The sequence below is a fragment of the Lacibacter sp. H375 genome, assembly GCF_037892425.1.
In the GTDB taxonomy this organism is placed as follows: domain Bacteria; phylum Bacteroidota; class Bacteroidia; order Chitinophagales; family Chitinophagaceae; genus Lacibacter.
Genome location: NZ_JBBKTT010000002.1, coordinates 161,059 through 176,555, shown reverse-complemented (window position 1 = coordinate 176,555; position 15,497 = coordinate 161,059). Strand labels below are relative to the sequence as shown.

10 protein-coding genes are annotated in these 15,497 nt (G+C 39.6%); 2 read left to right on the top strand and 8 right to left on the bottom strand.

Features of this window, described 5'->3' with window-relative positions; all coding sequences use genetic code 11:
- Positions 1–2 precede the first annotated feature (2 nt).
- The 7 genes from WG954_RS21245 to WG954_RS21215 form a co-directional block, all read right to left on the bottom strand.
- Entirely contained in the window at positions 3–2,408 is a 2,406-nt protein-coding gene (locus WG954_RS21245; protein ID WP_340439113.1) for an ABC transporter permease, read from the bottom strand.
- A 32-nt stretch (positions 2,409–2,440) separates the two neighbouring features.
- Positions 2,441–4,867, bottom strand: a complete 2,427-nt coding sequence (locus WG954_RS21240) for an ABC transporter permease (protein ID WP_340439112.1) — start codon at positions 4,865–4,867, stop codon at positions 2,441–2,443.
- 10 nt (positions 4,868–4,877) lie between these two features.
- Positions 4,878–7,331, bottom strand: a complete 2,454-nt coding sequence (locus WG954_RS21235; protein ID WP_340439111.1) for an ABC transporter permease — start codon at positions 7,329–7,331, stop codon at positions 4,878–4,880.
- Between the two features lie 11 nt (positions 7,332–7,342).
- A complete protein-coding gene (locus tag WG954_RS21230) occupies positions 7,343–9,772 on the bottom strand; it encodes an ABC transporter permease (RefSeq protein ID WP_340439110.1) in 2,430 nt (809 codons plus the stop codon).
- 74 nt (positions 9,773–9,846) lie between these two features.
- Positions 9,847–10,524 carry an ABC transporter ATP-binding protein gene (locus tag WG954_RS21225; RefSeq protein ID WP_182801700.1) on the bottom strand — a complete coding sequence of 226 codons (678 nt, stop codon included), beginning with the start codon at positions 10,522–10,524 and terminating at the stop codon, positions 9,847–9,849.
- 12 nt (positions 10,525–10,536) lie between these two features.
- Positions 10,537–10,707: a hypothetical protein gene (locus tag WG954_RS21220; RefSeq protein ID WP_340439108.1), complete on the bottom strand. Its 171-nt coding sequence runs from the start codon at positions 10,705–10,707 to the stop codon at positions 10,537–10,539.
- Positions 10,708–10,710: 3 nt separating this feature from the next.
- Positions 10,711–11,964, bottom strand: coding sequence for an efflux RND transporter periplasmic adaptor subunit (locus WG954_RS21215; protein WP_340439107.1), 1,254 nt, complete (start codon positions 11,962–11,964; stop codon positions 10,711–10,713).
- Between the two features lie 302 nt (positions 11,965–12,266).
- On the opposite strand from WG954_RS21215, the gene WG954_RS21210 reads away from it, so the two are divergent.
- Together WG954_RS21210 and WG954_RS21205 are read left to right on the top strand one after the other, a co-directional pair.
- Positions 12,267–13,658, top strand: coding sequence for a sigma-54-dependent transcriptional regulator (locus tag WG954_RS21210; RefSeq protein ID WP_340439105.1), 1,392 nt, complete (start codon positions 12,267–12,269; stop codon positions 13,656–13,658).
- Positions 13,659–13,714: 56 nt separating this feature from the next.
- Positions 13,715–15,055, top strand: coding sequence for a sensor histidine kinase (locus WG954_RS21205; RefSeq protein WP_340439104.1), 1,341 nt, complete (start codon positions 13,715–13,717; stop codon positions 15,053–15,055).
- A gap of 12 nt (positions 15,056–15,067) precedes the next feature.
- Here the strand turns inward: WG954_RS21205 and WG954_RS21200 are convergent, their stop codons facing one another.
- Entirely contained in the window at positions 15,068–15,490 is a 423-nt protein-coding gene (locus tag WG954_RS21200; RefSeq protein WP_324228353.1) for a DM13 domain-containing protein, read from the bottom strand.
- Positions 15,491–15,497: the final 7 nt, after the last annotated feature.

Below are 15,497 nucleotides of genomic sequence, written 5' to 3'. Positions count from 1 at the left end.
ATTTATTCTGTTCGTAAACTTTTTACCGGGTTTGCCACAGCAGCCTTCACCGTGTTATAACAAATAGTGATGAGCGCAAACAATAGTGCTATTACTGCCACGAGTATAAACATCCAGATATTTATATCGATGCGATAAGCAAATGATTGCAACCATTTATTCATAGCGAGCCATGAAATTGGTGTAGCGATCAATACAGCAATCAGCACCAACAATAAAAACTCTTTTGAAATGAGATAAGAGATGTTTGGTACGCTTGCACCTAACACTTTACGCACACCAATTTCCTTTATGCGTTGCTGAATAATGAGTAATACCATTGCCAGCAAACCCATGCAGGATAATGTGATAGCAATAGCGGCCGCAATGCTCAGTATGATCGACATCATTTTCTCCTGCTTGTACCAGTTGTTGATATTATCATCCATGAACGATCCTTTGAATTCACGTCCCGGTTCAAGGATGGCCATTTCTTTTTTTACCGCTTCCATTACCGCTACTTTGTTCTGCGCATTGGTTTTAATGAAACAGTAACGCACTTGTTCATTCTTGTTCATTACAAGAGCAATCGGCTCTTTTGTTTCACGCATCGAGTACATGTGGAAATCGGGAATCACGCCCACAATATTCCATGCGGGGGAACTACTGTCCACAACTATTTTTTGCCCTGCAATTTGCTTTTCGTTGAATTGCTTCGCTACACTTTCTGTGAGCAATACATGCGGTAAGCTATCGGCCGCATAAGAAAGATCGATATCCTTTCCTTCAATTGGTTTGATGTCAAACGTTTTTAAATAATCATAGTCAATATAAGCCAGGTTCGTATTGATCTCTCCGCCCTTGTAACCAAAACGGTTAGTCATTTTTGTAGTAATACCGTCTTTACCTACACCAATATTTACACTGCTGCCCGTTAAAGAAATAATAGCAGGATTTGACGAAAGTCGTGAACGCAGCTTCTCAATATTACTCAACCCTTTTTCCGGTTTATGAAATGGAATTACGATCACATATTCTTTGTTAACACCCAAATCGGCGTTTTGCATAAACTTAAACTGACTGTAGATAATTAGTGTACTGCTGATCATGATACAGGCTATCACAAACTGCATGACGATTAACGAACTGCGTGCAATGCTTTTCCGCTTGAGCGATATTTTTCCTTTGAGTGTTTCCACCACTTTCAGCTTTGCCATCAACCATGAAGGATATCCACCGGCAATGAAGGAAACCAGTAACAACAGGCCAAACGTCATCAACAAATAGCCCGGGTTCCATAACAATTCATCCAACGGCATATTCGATGGCGACTGACGTTGTATAATGCCGATAATAATATTTGTGAGAACTAATGAAAATACAAATGCAATGCTGCATACAATAAAACTTTCGCTCCACAATTGCAGAAACAAGCTGTCTTTTGCTGCACCCAGGCATTTGCGTACACCAATTTCTTTGCTCCTTGTAAATGCATTCGCCAGGTTGATATTTACAAAATTGAAACACGCAATTAAAATGATCAACAAACTGATTGCCAGCATGGCAACGAGTTCAGCTTTGTTCACCGAGTTTCCAATATTGTTAATCCGTGGTGAAAAATGTACATCTTTCAACGACAGCAAATGTGTGGTGAATAAATCTCCCTTCTTATCAGGAATTGCTCCTTCACGTTTTAAACTTGCCGACCACTCTGTGAGATATTTTTGATTGATTGTGCGTAATTGCTGCTCAGCTTGCTGCACGGTGCCTGTTTCCTTCAACTGAACAAATACAGGATGATGCTGGTTGTTCCAGTTTGTTTTGTCTACGGTATAATCAGGCCGAACTTCAGTGCGGGCCAACGCACCAAACCGAAACGATGAGTTTTTTGGAATATCTTTTACCACTGCAGAAACAATCATTTCTTTTAACTCATCACCAAGAGGCAACTTGATCGTTTTTCCAATCGGATCTTCGTCACCAAAAATGATCTTTGCTGTTTTTTCAGTGATCACAATATTTGAGAGATTGCTTAACGGATTAGCAGCGTTACCTTTTACGACAGGGAATGTAAACATTTGCAGAAAATCCTCATCGACCAACATTGTTGTGATATCAACTTCCTTTTCATTATACAGCACTGCATTACTTCCATGTAAGAATCGTGTTGCTTTGTCGACAGCGGTTGCTTCCGCTTTAAATTTTTCGGCAGCAGGAAATCCAAAAGTATTACCGATTTCATCGCCACTTGCTTTATGAAATACATGGTATGCCTGGTAAATCTTATCCCGGTTAATATGATTTTTGTCAAACGTGAATTGACCATAAACAGCAAGTAATACCACAAGGCCAATGGTAAAACCAATCACCAAACCAACCAAATTGATAGTGGTGTGAAATTTATTCCTGAACAGGCGTCTAAATGACAAGCTCAAATAATTTTTGAACATGATGTAAGTTTTTATTCTGTTCGTAAACTTTTTACCGGGTTAGCTACGGCCGCTTTGATTGCCTGGAAACTTATGGTAATAACTGCAATGCCCAGTGCAGCAATACCAGCTACTACAAATACCCACCATGACAAATTGATGCGATAAGCAAAATCCTGTAACCATTTATTCATTGCAAACCACGCAACAGGTGTAGCAATTACAAATGCAAGAAGAACCAGCCGCAAAAAATCTTTTGATAATAATTGTGCAATGGTGAGTACACTTGCGCCTAACACTTTGCGTACACCAATTTCTTTTGTTCTTGATTCAACAGTATAAGTAGCCAATCCAAACAATCCCAAACAGGCAATGATGATGGCCCATACCGATGCAGTTGTAAACAGGCGACTGTACTGTTGTTCGGTGATATACTGTTTATTAAAATTATCATCCGCAAAAAAATACTCAAATGGATTGTTGATGAAATAGGACTTAAATAACTTCTCCAGCCTGGCTACGTTGTCCTGTATTTTATCTGAACTCAGTCGTACAGTAAAGTAAGCACTGTTGCTTTGCGGATAGAAAATGATCGGTTCAATGGCACGTTGTAAACCGGTATGATGGTAATTCTTTACCACTCCCACAATCTGCAGCTTACGCTCATCCCATTGTATTTTTGTATTCAAAGCATCTTCTACCGATTTAAAGCCCAGCTCTTCAATCGCTTTTTCATTCATCAGCACTTTATCATTGTCATTCCACTCCACCATAGTTTCTGCCTGTGTAAATGTGCGACCACCTGCCAAGCCGATCTGATAAGTATTGAGATAGCGATCATCGATCAATGTAAATGAAAACGATTTAAACTCATCTCCCTTTCGTGAACCCGGCTGAGTGAAACCTGATGTCGCAAAATTGAATCCATTACCCGGCACGCTGCCACTCAACGCATAATCTTTTACAAAACTCTGTTGAGCGATCATATTAACGAATGCATTCCTTCGGTCTTTATACGTACTGTCACGCCCCACCTGCGGGCCGCGGATCACCAGCAATTGTTCTGTATTTACGCCAAGGTTCTTATTCTGCATATAATTTAATTGCTGATAAATAAATGCAGTAACGAGCAGTAAGCCAATTGAAATGGCAAACTGAAAAACAACCAGCGACTTTCGTAACACCACGCCCTTTGTTGTTTTGATAAATTTACCTTTCAATGTCTCAATAGGATTGAAACCCGACAGACTGAAAGCAGTATAAGCACCGGAAAGCAATGAGCCTGTTATCAGCAGCAGCAATCCGATCATCCATGTTTTTGTATATAACAAGGACGACAACGAAAGCTCTTTGCCAACAATATCATTGAACAATGGTTGGATAAGTTGAACGATCAACAAGCCCAGCCCAAATCCAATCAGGTTTACCAATAACGATTCGCCGAGGAACTGCATCACCAGCGATTGACGGGATGCACCTACTACTTTTCGTACTCCAACTTCACCGGCACGTTTCAATGAATTAGCGGTTGAAAGATTGATATAGTTAAACCATGCTATTGCAAGAATCAATAACGCAATAATACCAAGGATGTACACATATTTCAGATTGCCGCTTGTTTGATAATAATCGCTGAACGATGCGGGCAAATGCACATTGGCAAATGATTGCAAACGAAACTGCAATCCATCTTTATCTTTTTTAAGCTGTGTTCTGAGTGTGGTTAATTTTTGTTCCAGTAGTTTATGATCAGCACCTTCACTTAACCGGAAATAGGTATTGATGTATTGTGAATTGAGATTATCAAGTTCGGCCCAATCATTTCCGTTGAGGTTAGCAGGATTTTTCAATGTTGCCAGCGAAAAAACCATATCAAACCGGATGTCTGAATTCTCAGGTATTTCATACACCCCTTCTACAACATAGGTTGCTTTACCAAACTGGTTGTACAAAGTCAATGATTGACCCATTGGATCATCTTTCGCAAAATATTTTTTTACGGCGGCTTGTGAAAGAAACACAACATTTGATTTTTTAAATGCTGCTGCCTGTCCTTCAATTACTTTAAAACTAAAGAACTCAAAGAAATTCCCTTCTGCATAACCAATCTCTGTTTCTCTGAATGGTTCCGCTTTCTCTATATCACGACGAACAATTCCTTGTCCGGCACCTTCTTCAAATCTGCAATAGTCTTTTATTTCGGGAAAACTTTCTTTTGCCCGTTGTGCCCAACCCGGCTCAACCTGGGGCCATGTTTGTCCTTTTTGATCTTCATTCAACAATCGATAAATCGATGACAGGTTTTTATGAAACCCATTTACGCTCTTCTCAAAACTTACATATTGCAGTATCAACAGGAATGCTGCAATACCCATTGCCAAGCCAGAAATATTAATGAAGCTATACAGCTTGTTGCGCCATAAATTTCTGAAAGCGATCTTGAAATAGTTTTTGAGCATAAAGTTAGTTTTATTCGGTGCGTAAACTTTTTACGGGGTTAGCAAGTGCGGCTTTCACTGCCTGGAAACTGATCGTAATAAAAGCAATGGCAATTGAAACAAGCGTTGTTAATACAAACACCTGCCATGTAATGGAAGTTTGATAAGCAAAATTCTGCAACCACTTGTTCATTACAAACCATGCAAGTGGCGATGCAATTAAGACAGCAACGGTTACCAGCTTCAGAAAGTCTTTTGACAGCAATGCAACAACTCCATACACACTGGCGCCTAATACTTTTCGAATACCTACTTCTTTTGTTCTTTGCTCTGCAGTGAATGTTGCGAGTCCAAATAATCCTAAACAGGAAATAATGATCGCCACCAGTGTGAAATAATTAATGAGTGTTGCCTGCCGTTGCTCAGCTTCATAATTCTTTTGAAAATCCTGGTCGAGAAAACTATATTCAAACGGTTCGTTGGGGTTCATTTTGTTCCAGGTAGATTCTAAAGTTGTTAACGCAGCTTTTAACCCGGTGGCTTTTGTTTGTGCGATCACGTAGTTAAAGCCCGCTGACGGATCGTTATAAAAACGAAATGCAAAAGGTTCGATCGTTTCCTGCAACGCTTTAAAATGAAAATCTTTTACAACACCAATAATATTGAAACGGTATTGTTCACCATCCATATCAAAACCAAGCCACTTCCCTACTGCATCCTGCGCATTGGCAAATCCAAATTCCTTAACTGCCTGTTCATTGATCACAAAACTTGTAAGTGTGTCAGCCGAAAATTGAGCTGAGAATAAACGACCGGCCAATAGTTTTACACCAAGCGTTTGAAGGAAGCTATTATCAACCATGTTAATGAACACTTGTTTGGAGTTGTTCATATTTTGGCCTTGCCGATACATCAACCAATCCTGCGGATTAAAAATGCCGGGATAAGCCATGGATGTGCCAATAGAATTAATACTGGTGCTGTTGGCTATCTCATTTTTAAACGTCTGGAAATTATTTTTTGCGTTGGATGTCCGCAACGGGATAACGATCTGTTGATCTTTCTGAAAGCCGAGATCTTTCTCCTGCAGGAAAGTCATTTGGTTGGCAATAACCACAGATGCTACGATCAACACAATAGAAATAATGAACTGAAACACCACTAAACCTTTCCTTAATGAAACAGCAGAAAGTGAATTGGACAATTTTCCTTTCAACACCTGTATTGGCTTAAATGCAGAAAGATAAAATGCAGGATAGCTGCCGGCTACCAAACCGGTAATGATCGTTAATACAATAAACAATCCACCCAGCAATAATTTTTGTTGCAAGTTGAGTATAAAAACTTTACCGGATACATTCTCGAACAAAGGCAGTAACAACAACGTAAACCCAAGTGCAAAGAATAAACCTATCATTGCCATTACCAGAGATTCACCAAGGAACTGTCTTAACAGCGATTGCTTTTCCGCGCCTAATACTTTGCGTACGCCAACTTCTGCGGCACGCTTTGCAGAGTTTGCAGTTGAAAGATTCATGAAGTTGATACAGGCAATGAGTAAAGTAAGAACAGCAATTGAACCGAGAATGAACAGCGATGTTTTACTGCCACCTTTACTCACACTGCTGTCAACGCCTGATAAATAAATATCTGAAACAGGTGTGAGGTAATAACGACGTTGCTTTCCCATTTGCTTCAAACGATCGCCAAGATGTTGCTGGATAAAGGCCGGAAATTTTGCCTGCAGTTTAGCAATATCTGTTCCCTGCTTCAACAATACATATGTGTTAAACATGTTATTGTTTACTATGCCTGGGTTATCATTAGCAAATCCGTTCATATTACCACCTTTGAACGAAAGGAAAAATCTTGCTTCAAGGTGTGTTGGACCGGACGCATCTGCAAACACACCTGTAACTCTGAAACTAGTGTCACCATTTGTACTGCTGCTGATGCGGATAATTTTATTGAGTGCCGGTTCGTTTCCAAAAAGTTTTTCAGCAATGGATGAATGCAGTACAACAGTATTTGGTTCTTGCAAAGCAGTTGCAGGATTACCTTCTGTAAATGGATAGCTTAAAACCTTAAAAATATTTGAATCGGCCAATAACCCCTTTGTTTCATAAATGGAATTAACTGCACCGCTCTGTTCTTTTACCTGCAGTAATGTTTTATCATCACGGAATAAATGAAGAACACGTGCAGATGCTTCAATTTCAGGATATGCCTGTTGCAGCATTCTTCCAACAGGTGCAGCTGTAGTTGTTCCCATGTCTTCTACTCCTTGGTCAATGAAAACTGTACCTAAGCGATAAACACGCTCCCCATTTTTATGATAACTGTCATAACCTGTTTCATGAAAAATATAAAGGGCAATGAGCATACAACAGGTAAGCCCAACAGACAAACCAAAAATATTGATGAATGAAAACACTTTGTTCTTCATCAAAGAACGCCATGCAATTTTTATATAATTTCTGAACATAGATGTAAGGTTTATTCGTTCCGTAAACTTCTGACAGGATTGCTCAATGCTGCTTTCACCGCTTGCGAACTCACTGTTAACACGGCAATGATCAATGCAATAACAGCAGCAGCTGCAAATACCCACCAGCCAATACTTACACGATACGCAAAGTTTTGCAACCATTGGCTCATAGCCCACCATGCAAGTGGTATTGCAAATACGCAGGCAATCAATACAAGCTTCACAAAATCCTTGCTCAGCATTTGCACAATACCTGAAACTGATGCACCTAATACTTTACGGATGCCGATCTCTTTTGTGCGTTGCTCGGCCATATAGGTTGCAAGACCAAACAAACCCAGACATGCAATAAGAATCGCCAGGAATGAAAATGCAAACGCAATTTTCCCAATGCGTTGTTCACCACGATACATTCTGTCGAACGATTCATCAAGAAAGTTGTAAGAGAATGGCATGCCGGGTGCCATTGCTTTGAATTTTGATTCAACCTGTGTCAGCAGATTTTTCATATCCTTTGTTTCAACACGAAACGCTGCAGCCCACCTGTTATTACCAAGTCTGAAAGCAAGTGGCGATACATTTTTCCTCAGCGACTCATAGTTGAAGTTTTTCACTACACCTATCACTGTATAAACAACGGGATTCTGCCCGTCGGATGAATAAAGTTTTCTTCCAACAGGATCGCCACCACCAATTAATGCAGCAGTGGCTTCATTGATAATTAAAGCTGTTGAATCGCCACCGTATTGCGGAGAAAAATTACGTCCCTTAACTATTTCCATTCCAAGTGTTGGAATATAATCATAGTCAATTCGCCAGTTCTGCATATTGAATCCGTTCTTTTCTGTCATTACAGATTCTGTTGACCATGTATTATCATTACGTGCTGAATTACTCACCGGCAAAAAACCCGCAAAGGAAGCAGACTTTACGCTACTAAGTTTCGCAACTTCCGTTTTGAACGACTCTGCTGTGGATCCGCTCATAGATGGAATATCAACCACCAACACCTGCTCTTTGTTGAAGCCGATCTTTGTTGATTGTATATAATTCAGCTGTCTGTAAATAACAATTGTTCCTGTGATCAATAAGATGGTTGTAAAAAACTGGAACACCACCAACGTACTGCGCAAATTACTCTTTGAAAAACCCGTGTTCATTTTTCCTTTTAAAACCGCTATGGGTTTGAAGGAAGAAAGAAAGAAGGCCGGGTAACTTCCTGCAACAAGACCAACTGCTATTGGCATTGCTAATAAGAATAAGAGGAAGCCGGGTTGCAATAAATCAGTTATATGAAATTCTTTTGCTGCAAGATCGTTGAACCAGTTTAGTGTGAGCCATGTGAATGCTACCGCCAGCAGCAATGCAATAAAGCTGGTAAGCGTTGATTCAGCCAAAAACTGGCGGATCAACGATTTTTTTTCTGTCCCCAACACTTTCCGTATACCAACTTCTTTTGCTCTTGATGCCGAACGTGCAGTGGAAAGATTCATAAAGTTGATACATGCAATAAGCAATATAAACAGCGCTACGGCACCAAAAATATAAACATACTGTATACTGCCATTCACGCCAAGCTCTACACCTCTTTCGGAATGCAGGTGAATACTTTTTAACGGAATCAACGAATACGCAAGTCTGTTACCTGTTTTCTCAAAATCTTTCATGCTTTCAATCTGCATGAATTGTTTTGCCTGTGGCAACATGTATTTATCAATTACCTGTACAAAGTTTTTCTCAAATGCTTTGTAGTCTGTGCCTGGTTTCAGAATAACGTAGGTATGAAAATTATGACTCAGAAAATTATTAAAGTTATACTCCACATTATCCATCGACAAGAACATATCAAAGATGAAGTGAGAATTTTTGGGAATATCCTTTATCACTGCCGTTACTTTATACAGCCTGTTTCTTTCATCATTACATTCCATGGTTTTTCCCATGGCAGCTTCAACCGAACCAAAATATTTTTTTGCTGTGCTTTCAGTAACAACAACTGTATTGGGTTCACTCAACGCAGTTTTTGGATTACCGGCAATGGCAGGAAATGTAAACACGTCAAATAAGGTTGAATCAGCATACACTACCCTTTCTTCAGTAATGTAAACGTTGTCTTTTTTAAACAGCTTGGAACCTTCGCTTGCATAAATTCTTGTAAACTGTTCAACCTGTGGATAATCTTTTTTAAGTGTAGCTCCTAACGGATCGGGACTCACCGCCATATTTAAAGCTGTACCGCCAAAACGTATATCAGAATTGATGCGATAGATACGATCGGCTTTTTCGTGGTAGCGATCGTAACTCACTTCGTCCGTGATGTAGAGTGTAATGAGTATAAAACATGCAAGCCCGGATGCAAGGCCGATGATATTAATGAGTGAAAAGGTTTTATTCTTCAGCAGGTTTCGCCAGGCAATCTTTAAATAATTACTAAACATGATAACAAGGTTTAATGGTTGGCAAAGAGAGCTAAATGATTATGGTTAATGGTTAATTGACGGCGTCAATCTGTTTATACCAATATATTTTCTGTAACCGAATGCCCATCGAGCATACGGATAATACGATGACTGTATTTTGCATCATGCTCACTGTGCGTTACCATGATGATGGTTGTACCCTGCTCATTCAGATCAGTAAGCAATTGCATTACTTCATTACCATTTGATGAATCAAGATTACCCGTTGGCTCATCTGCAAGAATAAGTTTAGGATTGTTCACCACCGCACGGGCAACTGCCACACGCTGTTGCTGGCCACCACTTAGCTGTTGCGGGTAGTGGTTACGACGATGCATGATCTGCATTTTGTCTAGCACTTCTTCTACTTTTTTCTTGCGCTCATCAGCTTTTATATTGCAATAGATCAACGGTAACTCAACGTTCTCGTACACAGTTAACTCATCAATGAGGTTAAAGCTCTGGAACACGAAACCAATATTGCGTTTACGCAGATCGGCCCGTTTACGTTCGTTAAAACCTGCCACTTCAATACCATTAAAGAGGAAACTGCCGCCATCAGGATCGTCGAGCAAACCAAGAATATTCAACAAGGTTGATTTGCCGCAACCACTTGGACCCATTACAGCAACAAACTCTCCTTCTTTCACTTCCATTGACAGTTTGTTCAACGCAACAGTTTCAACTTCTTCTGTACGATAGAATTTTTCGAGATTGGTGATCTTTATCATTGATGTGATTTTTTATAATTGGAAATAGTTTAACGGGCCATGCAACAGAAAATCGTTTGTTGGCGCTTGTTTTACTTCTTTTTTATCAAGGCTGCATGTACGGTTGTTGCTCACAGCAACAGATGTTGCGCCAAGCAAACAGATCAATACAAAAGCCATCAACAAAATGAATTCCTTTTTCATGATTTACTTCTTTAAAATTAATTCCTGCATGTTACCATAGTTCTCATAGCTGCTGGTTACCACTTTATCGCCAGGTTTTAATCCACTCAACACTTCGTAGTAATCAGGGTTTTGGCGACCAAGTTGAATATCTACTTTGTAAGCAACTGTTCCGTTTTCATTCAACTTAAATATCCAGTTGCCACCTGTCTGTTGGTAGAAACCTCCTTTCGGTAAAAGAATGGCCTGTGTTTCTTCACTCAAAGCCAAACGCACTTGTAATGTTTGTCCACGACGGATACCTTCCGGTACTTTATCAGCAAATTCCATATCAACCTGGAAACGGCCATTGGTAACCTGTGTATATACTTTTTTAATTTTCAGTTGATACGTTTTACCTGCCACATCACAATTACCAAGCAGCCCTGCAAACACCCGGCTGATATAATGTTCATCAACATCAACCCGAAGCTTGTAGCCACTCATCACATCGATCTGTCCAAGACGTTGCCCTTTATTTTTGTTCTCACCAATTTCTGCATCAAGCGATGTTAATTGTCCATCAACAGGTGCACGCACAATTAAGTCACCAACTTTTTTACGCATCAATGCAAGTGTGCGTTTCATCTGCTGATAACTTTCACCCATTTGATCAACCTGCTGCTTCATACTTGTTGCATCAGTTTTCATGATTTGCTCCGTTAATTTTTTACGGCGTAACTGGTAATCGTATAAATTCTTACTGCTTTGAAATTCCTGCAAGCCAATTACTTTTTGTTCATGCAATTTCTTATTGAGAATATATACACGTTCAGCTTCTTTCAATGCGTTATCAACTTCAGCATCCTGGTTCTGGCGGTTAATGGAGTTTTGCTCAGCATTATTTTTACTGATCTGCATTTGTGTTAACACGTTAAACACCTGTGTTTCCTGGTTGGCAAGTTGTAATTCAAGATCTGTATTTGATAAACGAAGAATAGGCTGGCCTTTCGTCATCATGGCTCCATCCTCTACAAATTTCTCTTCTACCCTTCCACCTTCCATTGCATCAAGATAAATAGTGCTTTCAGGCAATACCACTCCATTTAATGTAATAAACTCATGAAAGGCTGCAGTTTTAATTTCGCCAATGGTAATGCGTTCAGTATCTACATTCAACTTCGATTTGCCCGAAGTGAAATATACACTGGCAGCAATCAACGCAACTATAGCTGTAATACCTGCAATCGTTAGAATGCGTTTCGTGTTCCATTTCTTCTTTTCAATAACTCTGTCCATGTAAAATAATTTCCTTTTTAAAATCTGTTCTCTTGACGTTGAAAGTTACCCCGATGTTACAGCAGGGTAACTTTTGAAACCAAAGAAATCAATTGAGAACACGCAGATTACCCATAACACCGTGCCAACGGGCTAATACATTGGTTATCATGACAGTACTCTCTCCTTTAAATTAAAAGTGTACGGTTTCGATACAACAGGTGTACGGTTTTGATACAGTTTCCTTTGGTTGGGATTTTTGTTGAGAATTAGTTGTCAATACTTTACGAATATGGTAAACTTGTGGTGGTGAACGTACTGCCATGAATACAAACAGTACGATCGAACATAAAAGAATGAATTTAAAAAATTCCCGCATACTGATCATTGATGATGATACGGATGTTCTCACAGCTGTGCGATTGCTGTTGAAAACTGAAGCAAAGGAAGTAGTGACTGAAAAGAATCCGGAAAACATCCGTCACCTGTTGGCCAAACAAAGCTTTGATCTGATACTTCTGGACATGAATTTCAACAGTACCATTCATACCGGCAACGAAGGAATTTATTGGCTAAAAAAAATTAAAGAGCAAACACAACAACCTGCTGTAATCATGATCACGGCATATGGCGATATCGATCTTGCTGTCCGATCATTAAAAGAAGGAGCTGCCGATTTTGTGATAAAGCCCTGGCACAACGAAAAACTTATCACCACTATTCGTGAAGCATTAAATAAAAAAGGTGCAGACAAAACTTCAGGCCATCTTGTTTCCTCGACCTCTGCCGGTAAAACGATGGTGGGTGAAAGTGCTGCGATGAAAGATATTTTTGTGAAGATCGAAAAAATTGCACCCACCGATGCGAACGTTTTAATACTTGGAGAGAATGGCACAGGTAAAGATCTTGTCGCATATGCAATACATCAGCAATCATTACGGGCAAACAAACCTTTTATAAAAGTTGATGCCGGTGCTTTAACGGAAACATTATTTGAAAGCGAATTATTCGGTCATAAGAAAGGTGCATTTACTGATGCGAGGGAAGAACGTATTGGCCGGTTTGAAGCTGCCAATGGCGGTACTTTGTTTTTAGATGAGATTGGCAATATAAGTTTGCAGCAACAGGCAAAATTATTATCGGCATTGCAAAACAGGCAGATTATTAAGCTGGGAAGTAATGAACCGATTCCTGTTGACATTCGTTTGATCTGTGCAACCAATCTTCCTTTAGCTGAACTGGCCAATGAAAATCGTTTTCGTAAAGATCTCGTGTATCGTATCAATACCGTTGAAATTACATTACCGCCACTGCGTAAACGCAAAGAAGATATTCCATTACTGGCACAGCATTATGTAACGGTGTATGCTGAAAAATACATCAAGCCAAATATCCAGTTGGATAAAAAAGCAATTGATAAATTGGTAGAGCATCCTTTTCCCGGCAATGTGCGTGAACTGCAATACAGTATTGAACGTGCAGTGATCATGACAGAAGGTGATACACTCTCCGCAAGTGATCTTATTTTTTCGCCAATCGAAACTGCACGTATGCAGGCTGAAGAAGAAGAACAGGATCTTAAACTGAGCAGCATGGAGAAGAATACGATTCTCCGTGTTATTGAAAAGCATAATGGTAATATTACAAAAGCAGCAAAAGAACTTGGTTTAACAAGAACAGCGTTGTACAGGAGATTGACGAAGTATGATATTTAAAAAGTCCTTCCGACTGTAAAGGGGAACTTGTAACAGGATAAAGAGTATTAAAGATTATGTTTAAAAGATATGAGTGGCGTTTATTGATAAGATTAATATTGCTGTTTGCAATACTATTTGCTGCTGCATGGCTGTTGGTGAAAGAATACTTCTTATATGCCGGATTTCTTTTACCCATACTTGGTTACCAGTTTTATGATCTTTATCAATTACTCAACAAAGCACAGAACGAAGTAAAAGAATTTGCTGAATCAATTCACTACAGAGATTTCTCGAGGCACTTTAATGTAAAACATGCTCCTGCTGAATTGCAACCATTGCGTGAAGGATTTAATGAGATCAACTCCACGTTTAAAGTGATCAGCCGGGAGAAAGAGACGCAATATGTTTACTTACAAAAAATACTTGAGCTGGTTGATACCGGTATCATTTCCTATAAAACCGATACAGGTGAAATTGTATGGATGAATGAATCGTTCAAACGGATGATGGGCATCCCTTATTTAAAAACGATTCACTCACTGGAGAAAAGAGACGAAGGATTGTATAAAGAAGCCATCAATATCAAGACCGGCGAAAGCAAACTTGCAACTGCGACCAACGATAAAACAAGTTTTAAAGTATTACTGTCGGCCACTGCTTTTCAAACGGATGACCAAACGTTTAAGCTCATCGCCTTCCAAAACGTAAACGAAGCATTAGATGAAAATGAAGCAGAAGCATGGCGCAAGCTTTTAAGTGTAATGACGCATGAGATCATGAATTCTGTTGCGCCTATTTCGTCGTTGGCAGAAACATTAAAGAACAGGCTACATCAGAGTGTGGAGCACTTGCAAAATAAAGAAGGCTCGGTTGATGATCTTGCGCTTGGTATTGAAACAATTCAACGCCGGAGCGAAGGTTTATTGAAGTTTGCTGAAACCTATAGGAACCTGAATAAGATCACAACGCTCAACAGCAAAAAAATACTGGTACGTGATCTCTTTGAAAACCTGAACCAGTTAATGCAGCCAACACTTGAGCAGAAACAGATCGAACTGGATATTATCCTGAAAGATCCTGCCGTAACATTAGTTGCAGATATTAATTTGCTGGAACAGGTATTGATCAACTTACTCGTAAATGCAATTGAAGCAGTAAAAGATAAACCTGATCCACAGATCATACTCACTGCCAGCACAACCACAGCTGGTAAAACAGTGATCAAAGTATCAGATAACGGCAGCGGTATGTCTGCTGAAATTTTAGATAAGATCTTTATCCCGTTCTTCAGCACAAGAAAAAACGGAAGCGGCATTGGCCTCAGTCTTTGCAAACAGATCATGCTGTTACACAAAGGCAATATCCGTGTACAAAGTAAAGAAGGCGAAGGAAGTTCGTTTATACTCGTCTTCTGATTGCTGGAGCTACTACTGTACTAATGTTGCACTACCAAACAAATGGTTATACTGCTGGCAATGGATCAACGCATATTTGTATTGTGCAAAATCAGGTGTTCCCGGAATTGCATATACCTGGTTGCCACTTGTTGAACGGAGTTTTCCCAAACTTATAAAGTTGATTGGTTGTATTTCTTTTGAAAGATATACATACAGATCCGGGCCATTCGAAATATTTACATTCACAAGCGCTAAGCTTAAAGTACCGTTTGATGCACGAAGTACTCTTGCCTGTCCGCTGACAGCACCCCAAGGACCATTTACAAAACTTCCCATATACAGTACAGTTTGATTCACCGAATCAACGGGATCTGTACCCGGTGTTGTAGACGCTTCTTTTTTACAACTTACAAAAAGTAAGGCAGTAATTCCAAGAACAAAAATGTATTTCATATTGATC